This window comes from Bacillus sp. AY2-1 (assembly GCF_008368965.1).
Lineage (GTDB): Bacteria > Bacillota > Bacilli > Bacillales > Bacillaceae_G > Bacillus_A > Bacillus_A thuringiensis_S.
The window spans coordinates 30,318-54,522 of sequence record NZ_QPEL01000043.1; the positions used below are offsets into that span (position 1 = coordinate 30,318).

A 24,205-nucleotide genomic window follows, 5' to 3' on the forward strand; every position below is an offset into this window, starting at 1 on the left:
GTGACATGATGAACAAACTACCTCACGAAACACGCGTTGTCATCGGAATGTCCGGTGGCGTCGATTCATCTGTAGCAGCACTTTTATTAAAAGAGCAAGGTTATGATGTAATCGGAATTTTTATGAAAAACTGGGATGATACAGATGAGAATGGTGTCTGCACAGCAACTGAAGATTACAATGATGTAATTGAAGTGTGTAACCAAATCGGTATTCCGTATTATGCAGTAAACTTTGAAAAACAATACTGGGATAAAGTATTTACGTACTTCTTAGATGAGTACCGAGCTGGTCGTACACCAAATCCAGATGTAATGTGTAATAAAGAAATTAAATTTAAAGCATTTTTAGAGCATGCAATTGCGCTTGGTGCTGATTATGTAGCAACAGGCCATTATGCACGCGTTGCTTATATGGACGGCGAATATAAAATGCTTCGCGGCGTTGATGACAATAAAGATCAAACATACTTCTTAAATCAATTAAGCCAAGAGCAATTATCAAAAACAATGTTCCCGTTAGGTGAATTAAAGAAACCGCAAATTCGTGAAATGGCGAAAGAAGCTGGCTTAGCGACAGCGGCGAAAAAAGATAGTACAGGTATTTGCTTCATTGGTGAGCGTAACTTTAAAGGTTTTTTAAGTAACTACTTACCAGCGCAACCAGGTGTAATGCAAACATTATCTGGTGAAGTGAAAGGAAAGCATGACGGTTTAATGTACTATACAATTGGACAACGTCATGGACTTGGAATTGGTGGTAACGGTGATCCGTGGTTTGCTGTTGGGAAAAACTTGAAAGAAAACATTTTATATGTTGATCAAGGATTCCATAACGAACTTCTATATGGTGATGAAGTTATTGCTACGAATGTAGGATGGGTAAGTAACAAAGTAAAAGAAACAGAATTTAAGTGCACGGCGAAATTCCGTTATCGTCAAGAAGACAATAAAGTAACGGTTCAAATCGTTGATGAAAATACAGTTCGTATTCTTTGTGATGAGCCAATTCGTGCAATTACACCAGGACAAGCAGTTGTGTTCTATGATGGAGATGAGTGCTTAGGCGGTGCTACAATTGATGAAGTATACCGTAGTGGTAAGAAATTGGATTATTTAGGATAAATGAGAAGCCTCTGCCGATTAGCGGTTAGAGGTTTCTTTTACATAAAGCGAATTTTCGTTCGCTTGGAAAATACATTCTTTGTTATAATTTGTTGTAGAGGTGAAGGACATGTCAAACAAACTTGAAACAGGTATTCAATATATGCAAGAAGGAAATTGGGAAGAAGCAGCTAAAAATTTTACAGAAGCAATCGAAGAAAATCCGAAAGATGCGCTTGGATACATTAATTTTGCAAATTTATTAGACGTATTAGGTGATAGCGAACGAGCGATTTTATTTTATAAACGTGCACTAGAGTTAGATGATAAATCTGCAGCTGCCTATTATGGTTTAGGAAATGTATATTATGGCCAAGAGCAATTTACTGAGGCGAAAGCTGTATTTGAACAAGCAATGCAAGCTGGATTACAATCAGCTGATGTAACATTTATGTTAGGTATCACACATGTACAGCTTGGAAATGATCGTCTTGCACTACCATTCTTACAAAGAGCAACAGAATTAGATGAAAACGATGTGGAAGCTGTATTCCAGTGCGGACTTTGCTTCGCTCGACTAGAACACATTCAAGAGGCGAAACCTTATTTTGAAAAGGTATTAGAAATGGATGAAGAGCATGCAGATGCGTATTACAATTTAGGTGTTGCGTACGTATTTGAGGAAAATAATGAGAAGGCTCTCGCTTTATTTAAGAAAGCAACTGAAATTCAGCCAGATCACTTTTTAGCGGGTAATGGCGTTCGTTTATTAGAGCAAGAAGCTGAATAAGATAAAAATATAGTTTAATGGGTAGTTATCCCTCATCTAAAGAGGTGGGGGATGTACTGCTCATTAAAGTGAAAATATCGGAAAGGAGAGGAAAGATGGGAAATCAACATGCAATGGATTTGTTTGAGGAAGAGAAAAAGTTTATAAAAGCGCAAGTTCTTCATACCATTTTCCACAACGAAGAAAACCTCTATTCCGTTGTCAGTATGAAAGTCATTGAAACGAATGAAACATATGACGAAAAGAAAGTAATGATAAACGGTCATTTTCCCCGCATGCATGAAGATGAAGTGTTTACATTGACAGGTCACTTTAAGGACCATCCAAAGTATGGAAAACAATATATGGTTGAAACATTTAAAAAAGAATTGCCGCAAACAAAAGCAGGTATGGTGCAATATTTAGCGAGTGATTTATTTAAAGGGATAGGAAAGCGTACAGCGGAAAAAATTGTGGATCATCTCGGGGAACATGCTATTTCTAAAATTATGGATGACCCTGAGGCGTTAAATGGTGTTGTTAACAAACAAAAGGCTCAGGAAATATATGAGACAATTGTTGAACATCAAGGATTAGAGAAAGTAATGAGCTTTTTAAATGGTTACGGTTTTGGAACGAAACTTTCTATTAAGATTTACCAGCAATATAAAGAGATGACATTAGAAGTGATTCGTAATAATCCGTATCAACTTATTGAAGAAGTGGACGGGATTGGTTTTGGACGAGCGGATGATATAGGGCGTGCGTTAGGAATATCGGGTAATCACGACGACCGTGTACGAGCGGGATGTTTTTACACATTAGAGAATGTCTCATTGCAACTTGGTCACGTTTATATGAGGAAAGATCAACTTGTAAGAGAAACGATGTCACTTTTAAACAATCAAGAAGGAAGAGTGACTGAGGATGATATTATAGGTTGTATTGAAACGATGCAAAGTGAAGGGAAAGTCATCATAGAAGAAGAACGAGTGTATTTAGCAACTTTATTCTACTCTGAAAAAGGTGTTGTAAAGTCTATTCGTCGATTGATGAATCAAGAGGAAACACCTTCATTTCCTGAAGCAGAAGTGTTAAAAACATTAGGTGAAATTGAAGAACAGTTAAACGTGCAGTATGCACCGTTTCAGCAAGAAGCGATTCAAACGGCACTTCATAAGCCAATGATGTTATTAACAGGTGGACCAGGAACGGGGAAAACAACTGTTATTAAAGGGATTGTTGAAATGTATGCGTCACTTCACGGATTATCGTTAAATCCGAATGAATACAGTGATGATAATCCATTTCCAATACTATTAACAGCTCCAACAGGAAGAGCAGCGAAGCGGATGAGTGAATCGACAGGACTTCCAGCTTGCACAATTCACCGTTTGCTTGGCTGGACGCCAGAAGGATCTTTCCAGCGTAATGAAACGGATCCTGTCCAAGGTAAGCTCCTTATTATTGATGAATTTTCAATGGTTGATATTTGGCTTGCGAATCAGCTATTTAAGTCGCTACCGACGAACATTCAAGTTATCGTTGTAGGTGATGAAGATCAGTTGCCATCTGTAGGACCTGGACAAGTATTAAAAGATTTATTAAATGCAGGCGCAGTTCCGACAGTGAAGCTTACTGAAATTTATCGTCAAGCAGAAGGCTCATCTGTTATTCAACTTGCCCATGCAATCAAAGACGGCACGCTCCCGCCAGATTTAGCACAAAATAAAAAAGATCGTTCATTTATCAGCTGTACAGGGGCTCAAATTGTTGAGGTTGTGAAAAAAGTTTGCGAAAATGCTAAAACAAAAGGATTTAGTGCAAGGGATGTCCAAGTATTAGCGCCGATGTACCGCGGGCCTGCTGGTATTAATGTATTAAACGAAGCATTGCAACAAGTATTTAATCCGAAGAGGGAAAAGAGTAAAGAAATTGCTTACGGTGATGTTGTATACCGAAGAGGCGATAAAGTACTGCAACTCGTTAATCAGCCAGAGAGCCAGGTGTTTAATGGTGATATTGGTGAAATTGTTTCGGTGTTTTATGCGAAAGAAAACGTTGAGCAACAAGATATGATTATCGTTTCATTTGATGGAATTGAGGTAACGTATACAAAGCCCGATTTAAATCAAATTACGCATGCATATTGTTGTTCCATTCATAAATCACAAGGTAGTGAATTTCCGATTGTTATTATGCCGATCGTGAAAAGTTACAACCGTATGTTACGTCGTAATTTAATTTACACGGGCATTACAAGAAGTAAGAAGTTCCTTATTATTTGCGGGGAGGAAGCAGCTTTCAAATCTGGTGTAAATCGCCTTGATGATGCAATGCGTCAAACAACTTTGGCTAGTCGCTTGCTGGAATCACAAGGAGAAGTACAGATGGTCACAGTTAATGGCGAAGAAATGGACGTGGAAAACATTTCACCGTATGATTTCATGTAACAAGGTGAAATTATATAGTGAAACTTTCAAACGCATAGCGTTGAAAGGCTCCAGCGATGTATAAACGAATGCAGTTTGGACATAATGGCGAATAGAATCTGGGAGTCTGTAAGGAGATGAAAGCCATATGTTCATTTGTCCAAATTGCAAAGGGAAAGACATTGGAAAAATAGGTGTCAACCAATTTTATTGCTGGAATTGTTATATCGAATTATCGGTTTCAAAGGGGAAAATCCATACGCATCAAGTTGAGGAAGATGGTTCATTAAGCTCTCTTGATGATTTATTTGATGAGAATGAAAGAACGATCGGATAACGAAAAGGGGGATTTACTTTGAATCTACGCAATTCATTAATCGCATTAGGTGTTGGAGCTGCAGCATATCAATATGCTCGTAAGCAAGATGTATTTTCAAAACGCAATATGAAAAAAGCACGTAAGATGATTAAGTCTTACTTATAATCATTTCGATAAAGTGAAAAACTCCCTTATTGACGAGGGAGTTTTTTTATGCGCTCATATGCAAATAAAAAAGTCCGATTTCTGAGAAAAGATAAGATAGACCGTAGCAGCCAACGCCGAGTATTCCATACTGCCATAATTGCTTCGCTTTTTCTTTACGTGAGGAACGAATAAAGAACCCCTTCCAAATACCAAACCCGATACAAATCCATTCAAGAATCATAAAAAGTGCTGATAATCCAAGCATAAACAAAACCATAATTAGCCCTCCTGATTATATTAATTCATGCTGTATTCTCAGGGGTGGTTGTCCTTGTTATGTTATTTATATGTACGTCTTTAAAAAACAGTATGGTCCGTATGAAAAGATTTTAAAAGTTTCGCACATAACCTACCCCATTTATTTTCAAAATAAAGGTGGAGGAGGTTTTTCATGTGAAGAATCTTAAAATCATTTGGATATATCGTTTAGGATTATTATTACTTGTTTTTCTTTGTTTGCTCGTCTTTTTAAAAATTAAGCCACTATGGGCACCGATTATTTTTGTATTTAAAGTAGCAATCACGCCATTTCTTATCGCTTGTTTTATTGCGTATTTATTGCACCCTTTAATTGAAAAAATCCATAAGGAAGGGATGCCCCGTACACTTGCCATTTTGCTTATTTATATCCTTTTCTTTGGCGGAATTGGTTATGGGATTTATAAAGGAACGCCAGTCGTTATTAAACAGTTACAAGAGATTAATGAACAATTTCCGCAGTTTACAAAGATGTACGATTCGTGGATGGATGGCGTTACAGAACAAACAGCGAATTTCCCTTCGTTCATTCATGAAAAGGTGAAACAACTTTTTGTGGGTGTGGAAACGAAGATTCAAGCGCTTTTAAATAAAGTGATGAGTACAGCTCGTGGTGTACTCGATTCATTGCTCATTATTTTCTTAATACCGTTCATTGTATTTTACATATTAAAAGATTATGGTGAGTTTTATCATATCTTTTGGAAACTAGTCCCAAGTAAATGGCGAGGTACGGGGCAAATGCTTGCGAAAGAAATTGATAAGTCACTTGGAAGTTATATTCGAGGACAGTTATTTGTTTGTTTGGTATTAGGGGGAGTATCAGCTCTTTCTTTTTGGTTTATCGGTATGAAATATCCATTATTGCTTGGTATTATTATTGGGGTAACGGATATAATCCCGTACTTCGGCCCTATTTTAGGAGCGATCCCGACGTTAATGATTGCAGCAACAGTATCAACGAGCTTACTTATTAAGGCGGGTATTACGATTGCTATTTTGCAATTTGTGGAAAGTAACATTTTATCGCCTTACATTGTTGGTAAGTCACTTCGTATGCATCCCGTTATTATTATGCTTGCATTACTAGTTGGAGGGGAAGTAGCTGGTATTGTAGGGTTACTAATATCGGTTCCCATCTTAGCAGTTATTCGCACCGTCATTGTTCATGTGAAGCCTCTCTTGAAAAAAGAAGATGTGTAAGTATAGAAGCCCTCTATGTAAGAAATAGAGGGCTAATCGTATATTTATTTAGAAATCTGCTCGTGTATCTTTTGAACGAGGGAGCTCACATCATTTGTTTGAATATGTTTTATTTTTTTCCATTCGTTATCATATATAAATACAATTTGATTGTTGAAAAGACGCTTTTGTTCTTTTAGATTAGAAATTTTTGCGAAAGAGTACTCTTCAAATATTGGATTGTTACTTACATCTGGTCCATAAAAGAATAGCCTTTTGTTCGTTAAAATCAATAGGCCTAGTCTCGCGACGGAACGATAAATAAATATGTCTAATGAACATGCTGCGTAAAGTAATATTGTTTCGTTAGTCGCTAATATGTTTTTAGCTTTGCTAAGTAAGGTTGTCATTGTGATCGCTTCTTTATTTTATTAACAATAATTTAATTATAGCAAAAAAGGTAATATTTATAATTTTTTATAAATTATTCTTGTAAGGAGATTCCGATTTGTTAATAAACGCATAATATATGAAAAGGCTGTTAAGAATGAATAGTAGAATACCTATGATAAATAAGCAATTAATACAATATAAATGATTATCTACATTGACAAACTTAAGAGAATTCTATTATATTTAGTCATATAATACATTAAATCAATGACGGAACAAGTACGTTACAGTCCATTTATAGAGAGAAGCTTCCATATGGCTGAAAGAAGCTTTAAATGAAGGGTAACAGAAAGCTAATCCTGAGAGCAGCTAATCACTGCCGTCTTGCCACGTTACGGCACCATGAGGTGATGAATTGATTGTTATTGTAATCAATTCATAATTAGGGTGGTATCGCGAGTTAACTCTCGTCCCTTTTATAGGGACGGGAGTTTTTTATATTTAAGGAGGAAAATACAATGAAACAACTAACAGGCGCACAAATTCGTCAAATGTTTTTAGACTTTTTCCAAGAAAAAGGACATGCAGTAGAACCTAGTGCATCACTAGTTCCACATGAAGATCCATCTCTTCTATGGATTAATAGTGGTGTAGCTACATTAAAAAAATATTTTGATGGACGTGTAATCCCACAAAATCCACGTATTACAAATGCTCAAAAATCAATTCGTACAAACGATATTGAAAACGTAGGGAAAACAGCTCGTCACCATACATTCTTTGAAATGTTAGGAAACTTCTCAATCGGTGATTACTTCAAAGAAGAAGCAATTACATGGGCTTGGGAATTCTTAACGAGCGACAAATGGATCGGATTCGATAAAGAATTACTATCAGTTACAATCCATCCAGAAGATGAAGAAGCATTCACAATTTGGAATGAAAAAATGGGCGTTCCAAAAGAGCGTATTATCCGCTTAGAAGAAAACTTCTGGGATATTGGTGAAGGACCAAGTGGACCGAATACAGAGATTTTCTATGACCGCGGGGAAGCTTACGGTAATGACTTTAGTGACCCAGAATTATATCCAGGCGGAGAAAACGAGCGTTACTTAGAAGTATGGAACCTTGTATTCTCTCAATTTAACCATAATCCAGACGGTTCATATACACCACTTCCTAAGAAAAACATTGATACAGGGATGGGTCTAGAACGTATGACATCTATCGTTCAAGATGTGCCTACAAACTTTGATACAGACCTATTCATGCCGATGATTGGTGCAACAGAATCAATTTCTGGTGAGAAATATCGTAATGGCGATTTAGAAAAAGATATGGCATTCAAAGTAATTGCTGACCATATCCGTACAGTAACATTCGCTGTTGGTGACGGTGCTCTTCCATCTAACGAAGGTCGTGGTTATGTATTACGTCGCTTATTACGCCGCGCTGTTCGTTATTCGAAGAAATTAAACATTAACCGTCCATTCATGTTTGAATTGGTACCGGTTGTTGGAGAAGTAATGAAAGACTTCTATCCAGAAGTACTTGAAAAGAAAGATTTCATTGCGAAAGTTGTGAAAAATGAAGAAGAGCGTTTCCATGAAACACTTCATGATGGTGAAGCAATTTTAGCTGAAGTTATTGCAAAAGCAAAAGAAGAAAAAACAACTGTTATTTCTGGAGTAGATGCGTTCCGTCTATATGACACATACGGTTTCCCAATCGAATTAACAGAAGAATATGCAGAAGAAGCTGGTATGACAGTTGACCAAGAAGGCTTCGAAAATGAAATGGAAAAACAACGTGAGCGTGCACGTGCTGCTCGTCAAGACGTTGACTCAATGCAAGTTCAAGGCGGTGTACTTGGAGAAGTTAAAGTAGCGAGTGAGTTCGTTGGTTACGGTACAGTTGCAACGGAAAGTAACGTTGTTGCACTTGTGAAAAACGGTGAGTACACAGATAGCTTACAAGCAGGGGAAGAAGGACAGTTAATTCTTGACGTAACACCATTCTACGCTGAGAGCGGTGGACAAATTGCTGACCGTGGTTACCTTCTTGCTGACGGCGTGAAAGTTCTTGTAAAAGACGTACAAAAAGCACCAAATGGTCAAAACTTACACAAAGTAGCTGTGGAAGAAGGCACGTTAACGAAAGATGCAGCTGTGAAAGCTGTTATCGATACGAAAAACCGTAGTAGCGTTGTGAAAAATCATACAGCAACTCACTTACTACACCAAGCATTAAAAGACGTACTTGGAACGCATGTTAATCAAGCAGGTTCTCTTGTAACTTCTGAACGTCTACGCTTTGACTTCTCTCACTTCGGTCAAGTGCAAGCTGACGAATTAGAAAAAATTGAGCGTATGGTAAACGAGAAAATTTGGGAAAGTATTAACGTTGAGATTTCTCAAAAATCAATCGGAGAAGCAAAAGAAATGGGCGCAATGGCATTATTCGGTGAAAAATACGGAGATGTTGTACGCGTTGTACAAGTTGGCGATTACAGCTTAGAGCTTTGCGGTGGTTGTCACGTTGATAATACAGCTTCTATCGGTATTTTCAAAATCGTTGCTGAGTCTGGTATCGGTGCAGGAACTCGTCGTATTGAGGCGGTAACTGGTAAGTCTGCATACGAATTAATGAACGATCAAGTAGGTTTATTAAAAGAAGCAGCAGGAAAAATGAAAACAAATCCGAAAGATATTTTAACAAGAGTTGATGGTCTATTTGCTGAAGTGAAACAACTTCAAAAAGAAAACGAATCTCTTGCTGCGAAATTAAGCAATATTGAAGCTGGAAACTTAACTGATTCTGTAATGACAGTTGATGGTGTGAATGTATTAGCAGCGAAAGTAAATGTTGCAGATATGAACAACTTACGTACGATGATGGATGATCTAAAAAATAAATTAGAGTCAGCAGTTGTTGTATTAGCGTCTGTTAATGACGATAAAGTAAACATCCTAGCAGGTGTAACGAAAGACTTAATTAGCCAAGGTTACCATGCTGGTAAACTTGTGAAAGAAGTAGCTTCTCGTTGCGGCGGTGGCGGTGGTGGCCGTCCTGATATGGCACAAGCAGGTGGTAAAAACCCAGCTCAAGTCGAAGAAGCTTTAGGATTTGTACAAGAGTACGTTAAATCTGTTTCAAAATAAAGAGATAGTAGTGTACAATGGTAGGGAGAGGAGAAGTTCTTCTCCCTATACTTACTATATAAGTGAGGTGCTTGAAATGGACGGTTTTGATAAAACAATGAAGTTTAGCATTCAAGATGAAAAACAGAGTGTCCATGTAAATGATGTACTTTTAACTGTGTATGATGCACTTCAAGAAAAAGGCTATAATCCGATTAACCAAATCGTCGGTTATTTATTAAGTGGAGACCCAGCATACATACCTCGCCATAAAGATGCACGAAGCATCGTTCGTAAGCTTGAACGTGATGAGATCATTGAAGAGCTTGTGAAGTCTTACTTGAAACATCATCGTGAGGAGTAGTTTATGCGGATATTAGGTTTAGATGTAGGTACAAAAACAGTCGGAGTTGCAATGAGCGACGAAATGGGCTGGACAGCACAAGGATTAGAAACAATTAAGATTAACGAAGAACGAGGTCACTTTGGTTTTGATCGTATTTCTGAGTTAGTAAAGCAGTACAATGTGGACAAAATAGTAGTAGGTTTACCTAAAAATATGAATGGTACAATTGGCCCACGTGGTGAAGCGTGCCAACAATTTGCAGAAAACCTACGAGAGCTGTTACAATTAGACGTTGTAATGTGGGACGAGCGTTTGTCGACGATGGCAGCGGAACGTCTACTCATTTCAGCGGATGTAAGCCGTAAGAAGCGAAAACAAGTAATCGATAAGATGGCTGCAGTCGTAATCTTACAAGGATTTTTAGATAGTAAATAAGAGGTGACCAAAATGGAAGAAAATCAAATTACAATTGTAGACGAAAAAGGTAACGAACATTTATGTGAAATTATTTTCACTTTTGATGCTGAAAAATTTGGTAAAAAATCATACGTAGTCTTCTCTCCAATCGGTGAAGTAGACGAAGATGGAGACCAAATTTATGATGCAATGGCTTATGAGCAAAATGAAGAAGAGGGCGGAAGTTTACTTCCAATCGAATCTGAAGAAGAGTGGGAAATGGTACAAGAAATGTTCAACACTCTTGCTGATGAGCAAGAAGCTGAATAATAAGTACTGAAAAGATGGACGACATACAGTCCATCTTTTTTTTTGTATTTATATGTAAAATGAAAGATTTTTTGTCGAAACTGTGTAATCCTTTGTAGTATAATGAGACGGATTGTAGAAAAATAAAATGGATACTAAAAAAGATAGGCGAATTTGTTGTGGCTTTCCATCATGCTGTATAGAAACATATACATATGGTCTACAATTGAATAAGGAGGAAGAGTTTTGATAGAGAATCAAGTGAAAAAGAAGCGTAGACGCATCTTTTTATTTTCGATTATTGCACTGCTTTTAGTTTGTGGTTCAGTCTATGCGTATATTTCATCCGCATTAGGACCAGTTGATAGCGGGAATAAAAAAGAGATTGAAGTAGAAATTCCGAAAGGATCATCTACAAGTAAAATTGGAGAAATTTTAGAAGAAAAAGGCGCTGTGAAAAACGGTACAGTTTTTAGTTTTTATACAAAGGCTAAATCGAAAAGTTTACAAGCAGGTACATATTTATTAAATCCTTCGATGAATGCTAAAGATGTTATCGAACAAATGTCATCTGGCAACGTGCATCGTCCAGCTCTTTATAAAGTGACGATCAAAGAAGGAGCTCAAGTAACTGAAATTGCAGAAACGATTGCGGCAGAACTAAAGTGGAATAAAGATGATGTTACGCGTCAATTAAACGATAAAGCATTTATTCAAAAAATGCAGCAAAAGTATCCGAAGTTATTAACGGATAAAATCTTTGATAGTAATATTAAATACCCATTAGAAGGTTATTTATATCCTGCGACGTATTCATTTTATAAGAAAGATACGACGTTAGAAGAAATCGTAATTCCGATGCTTGAGAAAACAAATGCAATCATTGTTCAAAATGAGGCAAAAATGAAAGCAAAGAACTGGGATGTTCATCAGCTTTTAACATTATCTTCACTTATTGAAGAAGAGGCAACTGGTTTTACAGATCGTCAAAAGATCTCTAGTGTCTTTTATAATCGTTTAGAGAAAGGTATGCCGCTTCAAACGGATCCAACGGTATTATATGCACTTGGAAAGCATAAACAACGTGTATTATACGAAGATTTAAAGGTCAACTCACCGTACAATACGTATGCTGTAAAAGGATTGCCGGTAGGGCCGATCGCAAACTCTGGTAAACATTCAGTGGAAGCTGCGTTAGAACCTGCGCAAACAGATTATTATTATTTCTTAGCTGCACCAAGTGGTGAAGTGTACTATGCGAAAACATTAGAAGAGCATAATGCATTAAAGCAAAAATACATTACGAAAAAACAGTGAAATGGGGAGGGATAGCGAAAAAAGTCGCACATCCCTCTTTTTTGTGGTAAAATATATCGGGTTAAAAACTGGCAGAAGAATCGTTTTTAATATCAAAACGGGACGTACAAGCTAAGGGTAAAACTGGCTTGTATTTTTATTGCATTCTATGTGGGAAAAGACGTCATAGAGGCACTTCTCCATGTAAATAAGGAGGACCATTTATGGAGGATGCAGTTAACGAGTACCTATTATCATTTATTGATCCGAAAGATAAATTAATTCTTGAAATGGAAGAATATGCAACAGAAAATCATGTGCCGATTATGGATCGACTTGGAATGGAATTTATGCTGCAATTTTTACGTTTAATTGGACCGAAAAGCATTTTAGAACTTGGAACAGCAATCGGTTATTCTAGTATTCGTATGATGCAAGCTATTTCAAATTCACGTATTGTGACAGTTGAGCGCAATCGTGAGCGATATGAAAAAGCACTTGAATATATAGAACGTTCCCCAGTAACAGATCGTATTTCAGTTATTTACGGTGATGCGTTAGAGACAGGTGAACAAGTAAAAGAACACGGGACATTTGACGTTATTTTTATTGATGCAGCAAAAGGACAGTATCGTCGCTTTTTTGACTTATATGAACCGTTATTAAATCCTGGTGGCGTAATTATTTCAGATAATGTTATGTACCATGGTCTTGTAACGACAAAAGAGAAAATTGAAAACAGACGTACACGTGGTTTAATCCGTCGTATTAAGACGTACAATGAGTGGCTTATGAACCATGAAGGATACGATACAACGATTTTCCCAATTGGTGATGGAGTAGCTGTTAGTAAAAAGAGAGGGTGACCAAGGTATGAAGAAACCTGAATTGTTAGTAACGCCAAGAGCGGTGGCGGATATCGAACTTCTTGCGAAAGCAGGAGCAGATGCGGTAATGATCGGTGAGCAAAAGTTTGGTTTACGTTTAGCAGGGGAGTTTTCACGTGAAGATGTAAAACAAACTGTGAAGATTGCACATGAAAATGGTGTGAAAGTATACGTAGCCATGAACGCTATGTTCCACAACGATAAAGTAGAAGAATTAACAGATTACGTTTCATTTTTAAATGAAGTAAATGTAGATGCAATTGTTTTCGGAGATCCAGCAGTATTAATGGCTATTCGCGAAGTAGCGCCAAATATGCAGTTGCACTGGAATACAGAAACGACAGCAACAAACTGGTTCACTTGTAATTACTGGGGACAAAGAGGAGCGAAGCGCGCTGTATTAGCTCGTGAGCTGAGCTTAGATGAAATTGTTGATTTAAAAGAAAATGCTGAAGTGGAACTAGAAGTACAAATTCACGGTATGACTTGTATGTTCCAATCGAAGCGTTCATTAGTAGGAAATTACTTTGAGTATCAAGGACGTAATCTTGACATTGAAAAGAAAAAATATGAAGAGAATATGTTCTTATATGACCCAGAGCGTAACAATAAATATCCAATTTATGAAGATGAAAATGGTACTCATATTATGAGTCCGAACGATATTTGTTTCATCGATGAATTAGAGGAACTAATCGAAGCTGAAGTTGACAGCTTAAAAATCGATGGTGTACTAAAAAGCTCTGAATACATTATTGAAGTAACGAAGAAATATCGTCAAGCGATTGATTTATGTGTGGAAGATCGTGATGCATATTATGACTTGAAAGATGCTCTATATAAAGAAATAGAAGAAATGCAACCAGTAAATCGTCCGTTAGACACAGGATTCTTCTTTAAAGAAACGGTTTACTAAACGAGGAGGGTGTAGGAAATGACTGTACAAGAAATTTCACGAGTGATCGATGGCAAACGTGTTATTGTGAAGAAACCTGAACTGTTAATCCCTGCGGGTAACTTAGAAAAATTAAAAGTAGCTATCCATTACGGGGCAGATGCTGTATATTTAGGTGGACAAGAATTTGGTCTTCGTTCGAATGCAGGTAATTTTACGCTAGAAGAAATGGCAGAAGGCGTTGAGTTTGCAAAGAAGTATGGAGCAAAAATATACGTAACAACAAATATCTTTGCACATAATGAAAATATGGACGGGCTAGAGGAATATTTAAAAGGGATTGAAAAAGCTGGCGTAACGGGGATTATCGTTGCTGATCCGCTTATCATTGAGACTTGTAAACGTGTAGCGCCTTCTGTTGAGGTGCATTTAAGCACACAGCAATCACTATCCAACTGGAAAGCAGCACAGTATTGGAAAGAAGAGGGTTTACATCGTCTTGTATTAGCTCGTGAAGCAAGCTATGAAGAAATGAAAGAAATCAAAGAAAAAGTGGATATTGAAATTGAAGCATTCGTCCATGGTGCAATGTGTATCGCATATTCAGGAAGATGTACATTAAGTAACCATATGACAGCGCGTGACTCTAATCGTGGCGGTTGTTGCCAATCTTGCCGCTGGGATTATGATTTAGTTCAAACAGTATCACAACATAAAGATGCAAAAGAGCTTCCTCTATTCCAAGAAGAAGATGCTCACTTTGCGATGAGTCCAAAAGATCTAAATTTAATTTTATCAATTCCGAAAATGATTGAAATTGGAATCGATAGCTTAAAGGTAGAAGGACGTATGAAATCAATCCATTACGTAGCGACTGTAGCAACTGTATATCGTAAAGTAATTGATGCTTATTGTGCGGATCCAGATAACTTTGAGTTTAAACAAGAATGGTTAGATGAGCTTGATAAATGTGCAAATCGTGATACAGCTCCTGCATTCTTTGAAGGGGTTCCAGGACATCAAGAGCAAATGTTTGGAAATCATAGTAAGAAAACAACGTATGATTTTGCTGGTTTAGTGTTAGATTATAATGAAGAAACGGGCATCGTAACGATTGAGCAACGTAATCATTTCAAACCAGGACATGAAGTGGAGTTCTTTGGACCAGAAATAGAAAACTTTACGCAAACGGTGGAGAAAATTTGGGATGAGGATGGAAACGAATTAGATGCAGCGAGACATCCGTTGCAAATCGTGAAATTCAAAGTGGATCAACGAGTGTATGTGAATAATATGATGCGCAAAAGCATACTTCAATAAGAAAGAGTGATAGTCGAATGGGGACGAATAAGCCTGTTGTAATTGGAATTGCTGGTGGTTCGGGATCAGGTAAAACGAGTGTAACGAAAGCGATTTTTGACCATTTTAAAGGTCATTCTATTTTAATCTTAGAGCAAGATTATTATTACAAAGATCAAAGCCATTTACCAATGGAAGAGCGTTTAAAAACAAATTATGATCATCCGCTTGCGTTTGATAATGATCTGTTAATTGAACATTTGCAGCAGTTGCTTGCATATGAGCAAATTGATAAGCCTGTATATGACTATACATTGCATACACGTTCAGAAGAAATTATTCCAGTTGAGCCGAAAGATGTAATTATTTTAGAAGGAATTCTTATTTTAGAAGACCCACGTCTTTGCGAGTTAATGGACATTAAATTATTCGTTGATACGGATGCTGACCTTCGTATTCTGCGCCGCATGCAGCGTGATATTAAAGAGCGCGGTCGTACGATGGATTCAGTTATTGATCAGTACGTAACTGTTGTACGTCCAATGCACAATCAATTTATTGAGCCTTCTAAGAAATTTGCGGATATTATTATCCCTGAAGGTGGACAAAACCATGTTGCAATTGATATTATGGTGACAAAAATTGCAACAATTCTTGAACAAAAAGTAAATTTGTAATAGCATAGTAAAAGATATACGGTAGGAAGGGATTTTTTCCCTTCCCATCGAATACAATGAAACATGCAACCTCATCTATATATAGGTGAGGGCATATTTATATCAACTTTCCATACATATCTTCTTTATATAAAGAAGAATTGGAAATACGGGGTTGTATGTGACAACTCCGCTAGTGCAAGGGTACTAGAAACCTCCGCTAACAATGGAAGCGGAGGAGTTTTCATATGGAACTCCTCTTTTTTTCGGGGGATTGGTATATAAAAGGAGTGGAAAATATGTCAACAGAAAAAACATACCCTATGACACAAGAGGGTAAGCAAAAACTAGAGAACGAACTTGAGCAATTAAAAACAGTAAGACGTAAAGAAGTAGTAGAACGTATTAAAATCGCACGTAGCTTCGGGGACCTTTCTGAGAACTCTGAGTACGATGCAGCAAAAGATGAGCAAGCGTTCGTAGAAGGACGTATTACACAATTAGAAAATATGATTCGTAACGCAGTTATCATTAAAGATAATGGCGAAGTATCTACTGTTGTTACATTAGGTAAAACAGTAACATTTAAAGAATTACCAAACGGAGATGAAGAAGCGTACACAATCGTAGGTAGCGCGGAAGCTGACCCATTTGAAGGAAGAATTTCTAACGATTCTCCAATCGCAAAAAGCTTATTAGGTAAGCAAATTGGTGAGAAAGTAACAATCCAAACACCAGGCGGAGAAATGCAAGTAGAGATTGTCTCTGTAAAATAAAAAAAAGATTCTCCTATCGGGAGAATCTTTTTTTTTTGTAGAATGAAAAAAATTGTGTAAACCTTAGAGTAATTCGACAAAAAATGTCAAAAAAACACTTTAAGCTTTGATATCATAATTGGAGAATATAGGTTTTAAAAGGGAAAAGGGGCTAATTATGAAACATAAAATCTTTACAGGATTGGTGTGTAGTATATCCATATTAGGACTTGCTGCATGCGGAACGAATGAAGAAACTACATCATCAAAGGGAGAAAAAGTAAAGCAAGAAGAAAAAAAGGATATTAAAGCAACTGAGAGTTCAAAAGCCTTAGAAAATCCAAAAGATAAAAAGGAATTTAATGATTTTGATGTAGCGTATCAATTAGCTATTGTTATGAAAATATTTCAAGATGTAACGATTAAGTATGATTACGCAATTGGAAATCCAGATTATTTATTGCGAGATTCGATGGATCAAAAAACAATAGATGATATGAAGAATATGTTACAAGAACAGGCGAAGAATAATGATAAAATTTTAAAAGATGAAGTGAATCAAGCGTATACATATTTAAAACAATCGAAAGTAAGTAATAAAGATGATATTCAAAAAATAATAGATGCACAAAATAATTATTTACATATTGTAGATAAGATGATTACTTGTATTGATTCTGTAACAGTTGAGAATGCAAAAGAAAAAAGAAATGAAATGGATAATCTTAGTAAGGATTATTTAAAAATAGCGGCTAATGTAACAACCACTGTAATTGAAGTTGCTAAAAACACTGGAGTGAATGAAACTGAATTTAGATCGCTTCTTATGAAATTTTTAGAGAAGCCAAAGAAACAATAATAACCTTATATAATATCTGTTTTTGTTTTGGGGATTGTATAAATAAAATAGTACCTCGTCTAAACTATAATAGACGAGGTGTTTTTTTATGAAAATAAAACGGAGAATTGCAATTGTTTTAATTTGTTTTATGGGCATTATGTTTTTATTGCTTTGTCGTTTAATTCAAATCCAAATTATAGATACAGAATCATTTACTAATCGCAAAATAAATTTAATTGAAAAAAGTGTTACGCAACGTACGCAATCCATTGCAGTAGACGATGGACGTGGGCAGTTTATAGATCGTAATGGTAAAGAAATAGGGGAGGAAAAGTATCCTGTTTTAATTGTTTTTCCATTTTTACAAATAAAAAATGACATGTTAGAGAAAATCACGCATATCATTGGTGTGTCGAGACAAGAGATCAGAAGACAAATGAAAAATAAAAAAAATGCATTTATACTGCAAGGGGAAACTGCTCCATTTCGAGTGACACGAGAGCAGATGGAGAAGGTGAATCAATTACATGTATTAGGTATTGTAGCAGCTGAAGTGCGATTAAAACAAACTGGGGAGATAAATCATTTAATTGGTGATGTAGGGGAGAACGAAAGAGAATTTCAAAAGCGATATGGAGAAGTGAAAAAAATTTCAAAACAAACGCCGATAGGTATTTCAGGATTACAGCAATCATTTGATGAATTTTTATTGACTGATGGAGAGGCAAAAGTATTGTATCAAGTAGATCGGCAAGGAGAACCAATTTTCGGAAAGCAAGCGAAATATACTTCACCAGGAAATCCATTTTACCCAGTTAGGATTCAAACTACTTTACATAAAGGGTTGCAGCAAAAAGCAGAAGAAGTGATTGAAGCAAATGAAATAAAGAAGGGGGGATTAGTATTACTTGATGTAAAGACAAATGAAATATTAGCGATGGTCAGTAAGCCGTCTTTACAAGTAAGAGATAAGAATTTATATGAGACTACACTTGAAAATCAAATGTTAACGCCGCATTTTCCAGGCTCTGTTTTTAAAACAGTAGTTGCAGCTGCAGTCATTGATCAAAAAGTAAATTTGTTTAATCGGACATTTAATTGTAATAAAGATTTATATGGTGAAAACGACCCACAAGTTATGATGGGTACACTTAACTTCAAAGAGAGCTTTGCTAGGAGCTGTAACAGGACATTTTCCGAGTTAGGTAACGAGCTATTACAAAAGGATAGGACGGTGCTAGAAACATACGTAGCAGCTTTAGGAGCAAATGAAAAGGTCGGATGGAAAGGTTCTGTATTTCATACACCTCATTTCGAGCAAATGCCAGAAGAAAAAGGCTCTACTATTTGGGGGAATGAAGAAAACAAAAATAGTAAAAAAGCGGTAGAGCAAACAGCGATTGGACAGAAAGATGTACGTATATCACCTCTAGCAATTGCTAATATGATGGCGACGATTGCGAGGAATGGAAAAAAGATGGAAGTGAAAGCTGTTGAAAAAATAGTATATAAAAATGGAGCGGATTTTTTTACATTTGAGAACCATACGTTACATGGAAAACAGCTTTCGTATGAAACAGTGAAAACATTACAAGAGTTATTAAGAGGCGTTGTAACAAGGGAGAAAGGAACAGGAACGGCATTCCACTCGTTGCCGCTCAGTGTCGCTGGAAAATCCGGGACAGCGCAAACAGGGAAAGGGACGAGGGTGAATCGCTGGTTTGCAGGTTATTTTCCGTATGAGAATCCAAGATATGCTTTAGTTGTTGTTGATCTAGAGACTGATAACAAAGTGAATAAAGTCACACCTATTTTTAAAGATATGGTAGGAGCAATCTATCAATTGGAGAATGAAAAGTAATCTTGCAATTTATAGTGAATTGTTTTCATTTCATGAAAATATCATTGTAAATGTTCAACCTTTCTAGATTTAATGTTACAATAGCAATTAGGAAAAACTGCATGGAGGTTTGGAGAATGGCAGGAGGATCAAGATTCCAACAGAAACAACAAAAACGTCGTCAAAACGGTGTTTTAAATATTGCAATCGCTATTGTATTACTATTAGTAGCTATTGTAGCATATCAATTGTTCGTTCCTAGTACGAAAGAGCAAGCATCTTCTACTGATAAGAAAGTCTCTCAACAAACAACAAAGAATGAGAAAGCTGGAAAATCAGAAGATAAAGAATCTGCTAAGAAAAAAGAAAAAGAAAAAGAGCAAGCAGAAGCTAAGCAAAAAGCTGAAGAAGAGAAGTTAAAGGCTGAGGAAGAAAAGAAAAAAGCTGAAGAAGAAGCGAAAGCTAACGAGAAAGTATCAGCTGAAAAAACTGTATCCAAGGCAAAAGAGGCTTATACAAAACCTTCTTGGAAAGCTGTAGGAACAGAACAAGGTTCATCACCAGCGATGACGTTTAAACAGGGGTCATCAGATTGGAATGAGATGCAAAGTGCAATTGCTGCAGGTATTGAAGTACCGAAGGAGCAATTAGTATTCCATTTTGTTGGAAGAGACAAAACTGGAAAGAGTAAAGCTTATGGTGACGTTCAAGATAAGCAAAGTGGAAAAAGATATTACGTAAATATTGATTGGGTAGATAATGAGGGCTGGAAACCAGTACTTGTTCAAACTCTAAACTAAAAAAGAGAAGCTCCTTAGGAGCTTCTCTTTTTTAGTTAACGCAATTTCTTTAATTTAAAATGAACAACCGCGCTATAATACGGTCTTTTGCTTTCAGGATCCATAACCATTTGATGTGAGATGTGATGAACTTCAAGCATAAGTGCTTTATTATTATCGATTTGTTCACTAATTTTTCGTTCTAAAGAAGCTAAGTCTCCCGCTTCAAAAAATTCTACTTTATCTTCTAACATTTCAAAGGTAAATGACATGAAGACGGCCCCTCTCCTATGTAATCAACTATAGTGTAACAAAGAAAAGAAGGAAATACCATGTACATTTCAATTGACATTTTTAGAAAGAGGGAATATCATACTGATAAAACCGATAAGAAAAAGGGGAATTTTTATGGGCACAGAATTTAATGGTTTATTTGATGAGTGGGCTCATACGTACGACTCATTCGTACAAGGCGAAGATATACAATATAAAGAAGTTTTCGCCCATTATGAGGATATTCTAGAGGATGTAGTTAACAAGTCATTTGGTAATGTATTAGAATTTGGTGTCGGTACAGGTAATTTAACAAATAAATTATTACTTGCTGGCCGCACAGTTTACGGTATAGAACCGTCGCGTGAAATGCGTATGATTGCAAAAGAGAAATTGCCAAAAGAATTTTCGATTACAGAAGGTGATTTTCTTTCGTTTGAAGTCCCAAATTCAATTGATACCATTGTAAGCACCTATGCATTTCATCATTTAACAGATGATGAAAAAAATGTAGCGGTTGCGAAGTATAGTCAATTGCTAAACAAAGGTGGTAAAATAGTGTTTGCTGATACGATATTTGCAGATCAAGATGCATATGATAAAACTGTTGAAACAGCAAAACAAAGAGGTTTTCACCAGTTAGCAAACGATTTGCAAACGGAATACTATACACGTATTCCAGTTATGCAGACTATTTTTGAAAACAATGGCTTCCATGTAACGTTTACGAGATTAAATCATTTCGTTTGGGTAATGGAGGCAACTAAGCAATAGAAAGAGGGATTAGATTGAGAATTGCTGTAATTGGAGCAATGGAAGAAGAAGTACGTATTTTACGTGACAAATTAGAACAAGCAGAGACAGAAACGGTTGCAGGTTGTGAATTTACGAAAGGACTATTAGCAGGACATGAAGTAATCTTGTTAAAGTCTGGTATTGGTAAAGTAAACGCAGCGATGTCAACGACAATTTTATTAGAAAAATATAAGCCTGAAAAAGTAATTAATACTGGTTCAGCTGGTGGATTCCATCATTCTCTAAACGTTGGTGATGTAGTTATTTCCACTGAAGTTCGTCACCATGACGTAGATGTAACAGCATTTAACTATGAATATGGTCAAGTACCAGGAATGCCGCCTGGATTTAAAGCTGATGAGGCGTTAGTTGCATTAGCTGAGAAATGTATGCAAACTGAAGAAAATATTCAAGTTGTAAAAGGCATGATTGCAACAGGCGATTCATTTATGAGTGATCCGAACCGCGTTGCAGCCATCCGTGATAAATTTGAAAATCTTTATGCGGTAGAAATGGAAGCAGCAGCTGTCGCACAAGTATGCCACCAATATGAAGTTCCGTTTGTTATCATTCGCGCACTTTCTGATATTGCTGGTAAAGAATCAAATGTTTCATTTGATCAGTTTTTAGATCAAGCAGCTCTTCATTCTACAAACTTTATCGTAAAAGTGTTAGAAGAGTTAAAGTAATGTAACAAAAAGGCAACTGTCTCATATAAAGAAAATACATACAGTTGCCTTTTCTTTATTGGCAAACAAGGGGGAGAACACGATGAATGTATATCGTGGAGTTCATGAGTTAATTGGTCATACACCAATTGTAGAAATTACTCGTTTTTCACTTCCGAAAGGGGTCCGCTTATTTGCAAAGCTTGAATTTTATAACCCAGGCGGAAGCGTTAAGGATCGTTTAGGAAGAGAATTAATCGAAGATGCGCTAGAAAAAGGGCTTGTTACCCAAGGTGGAACAATTATTGAACCGACTGCTGGGAATACTGGTATTGGACTGGCACTTGCAGCATTAGAACATGATTTACGTGTTATCGTTTGTGTACCAGAGAAATTTAGTATTGAAAAACAAGAATTAATGAAAGCACTAGGTGCAACGATCGTGCATACACCGACTGAGCAAGGAATGACCGGTGCAATTGCAAAAGCAAAAGAATTAGTAAATGAAATACCGAATTCATACTCTCCAAGTCAGTTTGCGAATGAAGCAAACCCGCGTGCTTATTTCAAAACACTAGGTCCTGAACTTTGGGATGCACTGAATGGAGAGATTAACATATTTGTTGCTGGAGCAGGAACTGGCGGTACGTTTATGGGGACTGCATCTTATTTGAAAGAAAAAAATATAGATATTAAAACAGTTATCGTAGAGCCAGAAGGATCTATTTTAAATGGTGGTAAGGCTGGTTCACATGAGACCGAAGGAATTGGACTGGAATTTATCCCGCCATTTTTGAAGACATCTTATTTTGATGAAATTCATACGATTTCTGATCGAAATGCATTTTTACGAGTGAAAGAATTAGCGCAAAAAGAAGGACTTCTCGTTGGGAGCTCTTCAGGAGCAGCATTTCATGCGAGCTTACTTGAGGCAGAGAAGGCAGCACCAGGTACAAATATTGTAACCATTTTTCCTGATAGTAGTGAGCGCTATTTAAGTAAAGACATATACAAAGGATGGGAATAAAAAATGAGAGCAAAGACAAAGTTAATTCATGGTATTCGCATAGGAGAACCTTCAACTGGATCTGTAAACGTACCGATCTATCAAACAAGTACGTACAAACAAGAAGCGGTTGGTAAGCATCAAGGATATGAATATTCACGTACAGGTAACCCAACACGTGCAGCTTTAGAAGAAATGATTGCCGTATTAGAAAATGGTTATGCTGGATTTGCATTCGGTTCTGGAATGGCTGCTATTACAGCGACAATTATGTTGTTCTCAAAAGGTGACCACGTTATTTTAACAGATGATGTTTATGGTGGAACGTATCGTGTTATTACGAAAGTATTAAACCGCTTCGGTATTGAACATACATTTGTAGACACAACAAACTTAGAGGAAGTTGTAGAAGCAATTCGTCCAAATACGAAAGCGATCTATGTGGAAACACCAACGAACCCATTACTAAAAATTACTGATATTAAGAAAATATCTACTCTTGCTAAAGAGAAAGATTTATTAACAATTATTGATAATACATTCATGACGCCATATTGGCAGTCGCCGATTTCTTTAGGAGCAGACATTGTACTTCATAGTGCAACGAAATATTTAGGAGGTCATAGTGACGTAGTTGCAGGTCTAGTAGTGGTAAATAGCCCACAACTAGCAGAAGACCTTCACTTTGTACAAAACTCAACAGGAGGTATTCTTGGACCACAAGATAGCTTCTTACTACTTCGCGGTTTAAAAACATTAGGAATTCGTATGGAAGAACATGAAACGAATTCACGCGCTATTGCTGAATTTTTAAATAATCATCCAAAAGTAAATAAAGTATATTACCCAGGTCTTGAATCACATCAAAACCACGAATTAGCAACAGAACAAGCAAATGGATTTGGTGCTATTATTTCGTTTGATGTAGATAGTGAGGAAACATTAAATAAAGTACTTGAGAAACTGCAATACTTTACACTTGCTGAAAGCTTAGGAGCAGTAGAAAGTTTAATTTCTATCCCATCTCAAATGACACATGCATCAATCCCAGCAGATCGCCGTAAAGAATTAGGAATTACAGATACATTAATTCGTATTTCTGTCGGTATTGAAGATGGTGAAGATTTAATTGAAGATTTAGCACAAGCGCTAGCGTAATAAAAAATGCACTGCTAATGTGGAGCAGTGCATTTTTTATTATGTTAATTTGTGAAATATTTCACAAATTATACATACACAAATGAAATGATTTCATGTATATTGAATTCATGAAATGTTATTCACGAGTAAACTTGTGAAGTGTTTCACAAACGATGGGATTCATGTAGGACGGTAACTCTATTTTTTTTCGCTAATCGGGA

General features: G+C 36.6%; 26 protein-coding genes and 1 other annotated feature. Of the genes, 23 read left to right on the forward strand and 3 right to left on the reverse strand.

The features are described from left to right. The first annotated feature begins 8 nt into the window (after positions 1 to 8). The 5 genes from mnmA to DN403_RS11495 all read left to right on the forward strand — a co-directional run bounded on the left by mnmA (position 9) and on the right by DN403_RS11495 (position 4,788). Positions 9 to 1,124: a tRNA 2-thiouridine(34) synthase MnmA gene (mnmA, locus tag DN403_RS11475; RefSeq protein ID WP_149185476.1), complete on the forward strand. Its 1,116-nt coding sequence runs from the start codon at positions 9 to 11 to the stop codon at positions 1,122 to 1,124. 109 nt (positions 1,125 to 1,233) lie between these two features. Further along, a complete protein-coding gene (locus tag DN403_RS11480) occupies positions 1,234 to 1,893 on the forward strand; it encodes a tetratricopeptide repeat protein (RefSeq protein WP_000066406.1) in 660 nt (219 codons plus the stop codon). Between the two features lie 95 nt (positions 1,894 to 1,988). Continuing rightward, on the forward strand, positions 1,989 to 4,325 hold the full coding sequence (gene recD2, locus DN403_RS11485; RefSeq protein WP_149185477.1) for an SF1B family DNA helicase RecD2: 2,337 nt from the start codon (positions 1,989 to 1,991) through the stop codon (positions 4,323 to 4,325). A 127-nt stretch (positions 4,326 to 4,452) separates the two neighbouring features. After that, positions 4,453 to 4,641 (forward strand): hypothetical protein, encoded by a 189-nt coding sequence (locus DN403_RS11490; RefSeq protein ID WP_000469281.1) that lies wholly within the window; start codon positions 4,453 to 4,455, stop codon positions 4,639 to 4,641. A gap of 18 nt (positions 4,642 to 4,659) precedes the next feature. Next, a complete protein-coding gene (locus DN403_RS11495) occupies positions 4,660 to 4,788 on the forward strand; it encodes a YrzQ family protein (protein ID WP_001053553.1) in 129 nt (42 codons plus the stop codon). Between the two features lie 46 nt (positions 4,789 to 4,834). Here DN403_RS11495 and DN403_RS11500 read toward each other — a convergent pair whose 3' ends face one another. Next, positions 4,835 to 5,047, reverse strand: a complete 213-nt coding sequence (locus DN403_RS11500; RefSeq protein WP_000242539.1) for a hypothetical protein — start codon at positions 5,045 to 5,047, stop codon at positions 4,835 to 4,837. Positions 5,048 to 5,223: 176 nt separating this feature from the next. Between DN403_RS11500 and DN403_RS11505 the strand changes: the two genes are divergently transcribed. Continuing rightward, positions 5,224 to 6,291 (forward strand): AI-2E family transporter, encoded by a 1,068-nt coding sequence (locus DN403_RS11505; protein ID WP_000793127.1) that lies wholly within the window; start codon positions 5,224 to 5,226, stop codon positions 6,289 to 6,291. A gap of 44 nt (positions 6,292 to 6,335) precedes the next feature. Here the strand turns inward: DN403_RS11505 and DN403_RS11510 are convergent, their stop codons facing one another. Further along, positions 6,336 to 6,680, reverse strand: a complete 345-nt coding sequence (locus DN403_RS11510; protein ID WP_149185478.1) for a PH domain-containing protein — start codon at positions 6,678 to 6,680, stop codon at positions 6,336 to 6,338. Positions 6,681 to 6,921: 241 nt separating this feature from the next. After that, positions 6,922 to 7,141 (forward strand) — a binding site (T-box leader). A gap of 40 nt (positions 7,142 to 7,181) precedes the next feature. On the opposite strand from DN403_RS11510, the gene alaS reads away from it, so the two are divergent. From alaS to DN403_RS11575, 13 genes are all read left to right on the forward strand, one after another. After that, positions 7,182 to 9,824, forward strand: a complete 2,643-nt coding sequence (alaS, locus tag DN403_RS11515; protein WP_149185479.1) for an alanine--tRNA ligase — start codon at positions 7,182 to 7,184, stop codon at positions 9,822 to 9,824. Positions 9,825 to 9,900: 76 nt separating this feature from the next. Beyond that, positions 9,901 to 10,167, forward strand: coding sequence for an IreB family regulatory phosphoprotein (locus DN403_RS11520; RefSeq protein WP_000348591.1), 267 nt, complete (start codon positions 9,901 to 9,903; stop codon positions 10,165 to 10,167). Positions 10,168 to 10,170: 3 nt separating this feature from the next. Further along, positions 10,171 to 10,584, forward strand: coding sequence for a Holliday junction resolvase RuvX (ruvX, locus tag DN403_RS11525; RefSeq protein ID WP_001221202.1), 414 nt, complete (start codon positions 10,171 to 10,173; stop codon positions 10,582 to 10,584). Between the two features lie 12 nt (positions 10,585 to 10,596). After that, positions 10,597 to 10,875 (forward strand): DUF1292 domain-containing protein, encoded by a 279-nt coding sequence (locus DN403_RS11530; protein WP_000392246.1) that lies wholly within the window; start codon positions 10,597 to 10,599, stop codon positions 10,873 to 10,875. Positions 10,876 to 11,100: 225 nt separating this feature from the next. After that, entirely contained in the window at positions 11,101 to 12,171 is a 1,071-nt protein-coding gene (mltG, locus tag DN403_RS11535; RefSeq protein WP_149185480.1) for an endolytic transglycosylase MltG, read from the forward strand. Between the two features lie 203 nt (positions 12,172 to 12,374). Next, positions 12,375 to 13,016, forward strand: coding sequence for an O-methyltransferase (locus DN403_RS11540; RefSeq protein ID WP_000389103.1), 642 nt, complete (start codon positions 12,375 to 12,377; stop codon positions 13,014 to 13,016). Positions 13,017 to 13,023: 7 nt separating this feature from the next. Further along, positions 13,024 to 13,953 (forward strand): peptidase U32 family protein, encoded by a 930-nt coding sequence (locus DN403_RS11545; RefSeq protein WP_149185481.1) that lies wholly within the window; start codon positions 13,024 to 13,026, stop codon positions 13,951 to 13,953. 18 nt (positions 13,954 to 13,971) lie between these two features. After that, entirely contained in the window at positions 13,972 to 15,252 is a 1,281-nt protein-coding gene (locus tag DN403_RS11550; RefSeq protein ID WP_000217970.1) for a peptidase U32 family protein, read from the forward strand. A 17-nt stretch (positions 15,253 to 15,269) separates the two neighbouring features. Continuing rightward, positions 15,270 to 15,908 carry a uridine kinase gene (gene udk, locus DN403_RS11555; RefSeq protein WP_000537080.1) on the forward strand — a complete coding sequence of 213 codons (639 nt, stop codon included), beginning with the start codon at positions 15,270 to 15,272 and terminating at the stop codon, positions 15,906 to 15,908. A 278-nt stretch (positions 15,909 to 16,186) separates the two neighbouring features. Next, on the forward strand, positions 16,187 to 16,663 hold the full coding sequence (gene greA, locus DN403_RS11560) for a transcription elongation factor GreA (RefSeq protein ID WP_014894880.1): 477 nt from the start codon (positions 16,187 to 16,189) through the stop codon (positions 16,661 to 16,663). Positions 16,664 to 16,820: 157 nt separating this feature from the next. Further along, a complete protein-coding gene (locus DN403_RS11565; protein WP_000680875.1) occupies positions 16,821 to 17,501 on the forward strand; it encodes a hypothetical protein in 681 nt (226 codons plus the stop codon). 88 nt (positions 17,502 to 17,589) lie between these two features. Further along, positions 17,590 to 19,344, forward strand: a complete 1,755-nt coding sequence (locus DN403_RS11570; protein ID WP_149185482.1) for a peptidoglycan D,D-transpeptidase FtsI family protein — start codon at positions 17,590 to 17,592, stop codon at positions 19,342 to 19,344. 116 nt (positions 19,345 to 19,460) lie between these two features. Next, the gene (locus DN403_RS11575) at positions 19,461 to 20,123 is read left to right on the forward strand and encodes a YrrS family protein (protein WP_000897094.1); all 663 of its coding nucleotides are present in this window, start codon (positions 19,461 to 19,463) and stop codon (positions 20,121 to 20,123) included. 35 nt (positions 20,124 to 20,158) lie between these two features. Here DN403_RS11575 and DN403_RS11580 read toward each other — a convergent pair whose 3' ends face one another. Beyond that, entirely contained in the window at positions 20,159 to 20,374 is a 216-nt protein-coding gene (locus tag DN403_RS11580) for a YrzA family protein (RefSeq protein ID WP_000010984.1), read from the reverse strand. 136 nt (positions 20,375 to 20,510) lie between these two features. Between DN403_RS11580 and DN403_RS11585 the strand changes: the two genes are divergently transcribed. The 4 genes from DN403_RS11585 to DN403_RS11600 all read left to right on the forward strand — a co-directional run bounded on the left by DN403_RS11585 (position 20,511) and on the right by DN403_RS11600 (position 24,002). Continuing rightward, positions 20,511 to 21,149 (forward strand): class I SAM-dependent DNA methyltransferase, encoded by a 639-nt coding sequence (locus DN403_RS11585; RefSeq protein WP_000536323.1) that lies wholly within the window; start codon positions 20,511 to 20,513, stop codon positions 21,147 to 21,149. 14 nt (positions 21,150 to 21,163) lie between these two features. Further along, on the forward strand, positions 21,164 to 21,859 hold the full coding sequence (gene mtnN, locus DN403_RS11590) for a 5'-methylthioadenosine/S-adenosylhomocysteine nucleosidase (protein ID WP_001217027.1): 696 nt from the start codon (positions 21,164 to 21,166) through the stop codon (positions 21,857 to 21,859). An 82-nt stretch (positions 21,860 to 21,941) separates the two neighbouring features. Then, entirely contained in the window at positions 21,942 to 22,865 is a 924-nt protein-coding gene (locus DN403_RS11595) for an O-acetylserine dependent cystathionine beta-synthase (RefSeq protein WP_001103876.1), read from the forward strand. A gap of 3 nt (positions 22,866 to 22,868) precedes the next feature. After that, positions 22,869 to 24,002 carry a bifunctional cystathionine gamma-lyase/homocysteine desulfhydrase gene (locus DN403_RS11600; protein WP_098437095.1) on the forward strand — a complete coding sequence of 378 codons (1,134 nt, stop codon included), beginning with the start codon at positions 22,869 to 22,871 and terminating at the stop codon, positions 24,000 to 24,002. Positions 24,003 to 24,205: the final 203 nt, after the last annotated feature.

Excerpts from the sequence above, each read along its gene's own strand:
- DN403_RS11575 (WP_000897094.1), top strand. The coding sequence starts at position 19,461 with ATGGCAGGAGGATCAAGATTCCAACAGAAACAACAAAAACGTCGTCAA.
- mnmA (WP_149185476.1), top strand. The coding sequence starts at position 9 with ATGAACAAACTACCTCACGAAACACGCGTTGTCATCGGAATGTCCGGT.
- greA (WP_014894880.1), top strand. The coding sequence starts at position 16,187 with ATGTCAACAGAAAAAACATACCCTATGACACAAGAGGGTAAGCAAAAA.
- DN403_RS11600 (WP_098437095.1), top strand. The coding sequence starts at position 22,869 with ATGAGAGCAAAGACAAAGTTAATTCATGGTATTCGCATAGGAGAACCT.
- DN403_RS11530 (WP_000392246.1), top strand. The coding sequence starts at position 10,597 with ATGGAAGAAAATCAAATTACAATTGTAGACGAAAAAGGTAACGAACAT.
- DN403_RS11595 (WP_001103876.1), top strand. The coding sequence starts at position 21,942 with ATGAATGTATATCGTGGAGTTCATGAGTTAATTGGTCATACACCAATT.
- DN403_RS11550 (WP_000217970.1), top strand. The coding sequence starts at position 13,972 with ATGACTGTACAAGAAATTTCACGAGTGATCGATGGCAAACGTGTTATT.
- alaS (WP_149185479.1), top strand. The coding sequence starts at position 7,182 with ATGAAACAACTAACAGGCGCACAAATTCGTCAAATGTTTTTAGACTTT.
- ruvX (WP_001221202.1), top strand. The coding sequence starts at position 10,171 with ATGCGGATATTAGGTTTAGATGTAGGTACAAAAACAGTCGGAGTTGCA.
- DN403_RS11565 (WP_000680875.1), top strand. The coding sequence starts at position 16,821 with ATGAAACATAAAATCTTTACAGGATTGGTGTGTAGTATATCCATATTA.
- DN403_RS11570 (WP_149185482.1), top strand. The coding sequence starts at position 17,590 with ATGAAAATAAAACGGAGAATTGCAATTGTTTTAATTTGTTTTATGGGC.
- DN403_RS11490 (WP_000469281.1), top strand. The coding sequence starts at position 4,453 with ATGTTCATTTGTCCAAATTGCAAAGGGAAAGACATTGGAAAAATAGGT.
- udk (WP_000537080.1), top strand. The coding sequence starts at position 15,270 with ATGGGGACGAATAAGCCTGTTGTAATTGGAATTGCTGGTGGTTCGGGA.
- DN403_RS11500 (WP_000242539.1), bottom strand. The coding sequence starts at position 5,047 with ATGGTTTTGTTTATGCTTGGATTATCAGCACTTTTTATGATTCTTGAA.
- DN403_RS11510 (WP_149185478.1), bottom strand. The coding sequence starts at position 6,680 with ATGACAACCTTACTTAGCAAAGCTAAAAACATATTAGCGACTAACGAA.
- DN403_RS11480 (WP_000066406.1), top strand. The coding sequence starts at position 1,234 with ATGTCAAACAAACTTGAAACAGGTATTCAATATATGCAAGAAGGAAAT.
- DN403_RS11545 (WP_149185481.1), top strand. The coding sequence starts at position 13,024 with ATGAAGAAACCTGAATTGTTAGTAACGCCAAGAGCGGTGGCGGATATC.
- recD2 (WP_149185477.1), top strand. The coding sequence starts at position 1,989 with ATGGGAAATCAACATGCAATGGATTTGTTTGAGGAAGAGAAAAAGTTT.
- DN403_RS11580 (WP_000010984.1), bottom strand. The coding sequence starts at position 20,374 with ATGTCATTTACCTTTGAAATGTTAGAAGATAAAGTAGAATTTTTTGAA.
- DN403_RS11520 (WP_000348591.1), top strand. The coding sequence starts at position 9,901 with ATGGACGGTTTTGATAAAACAATGAAGTTTAGCATTCAAGATGAAAAA.
- DN403_RS11540 (WP_000389103.1), top strand. The coding sequence starts at position 12,375 with ATGGAGGATGCAGTTAACGAGTACCTATTATCATTTATTGATCCGAAA.
- DN403_RS11585 (WP_000536323.1), top strand. The coding sequence starts at position 20,511 with ATGGGCACAGAATTTAATGGTTTATTTGATGAGTGGGCTCATACGTAC.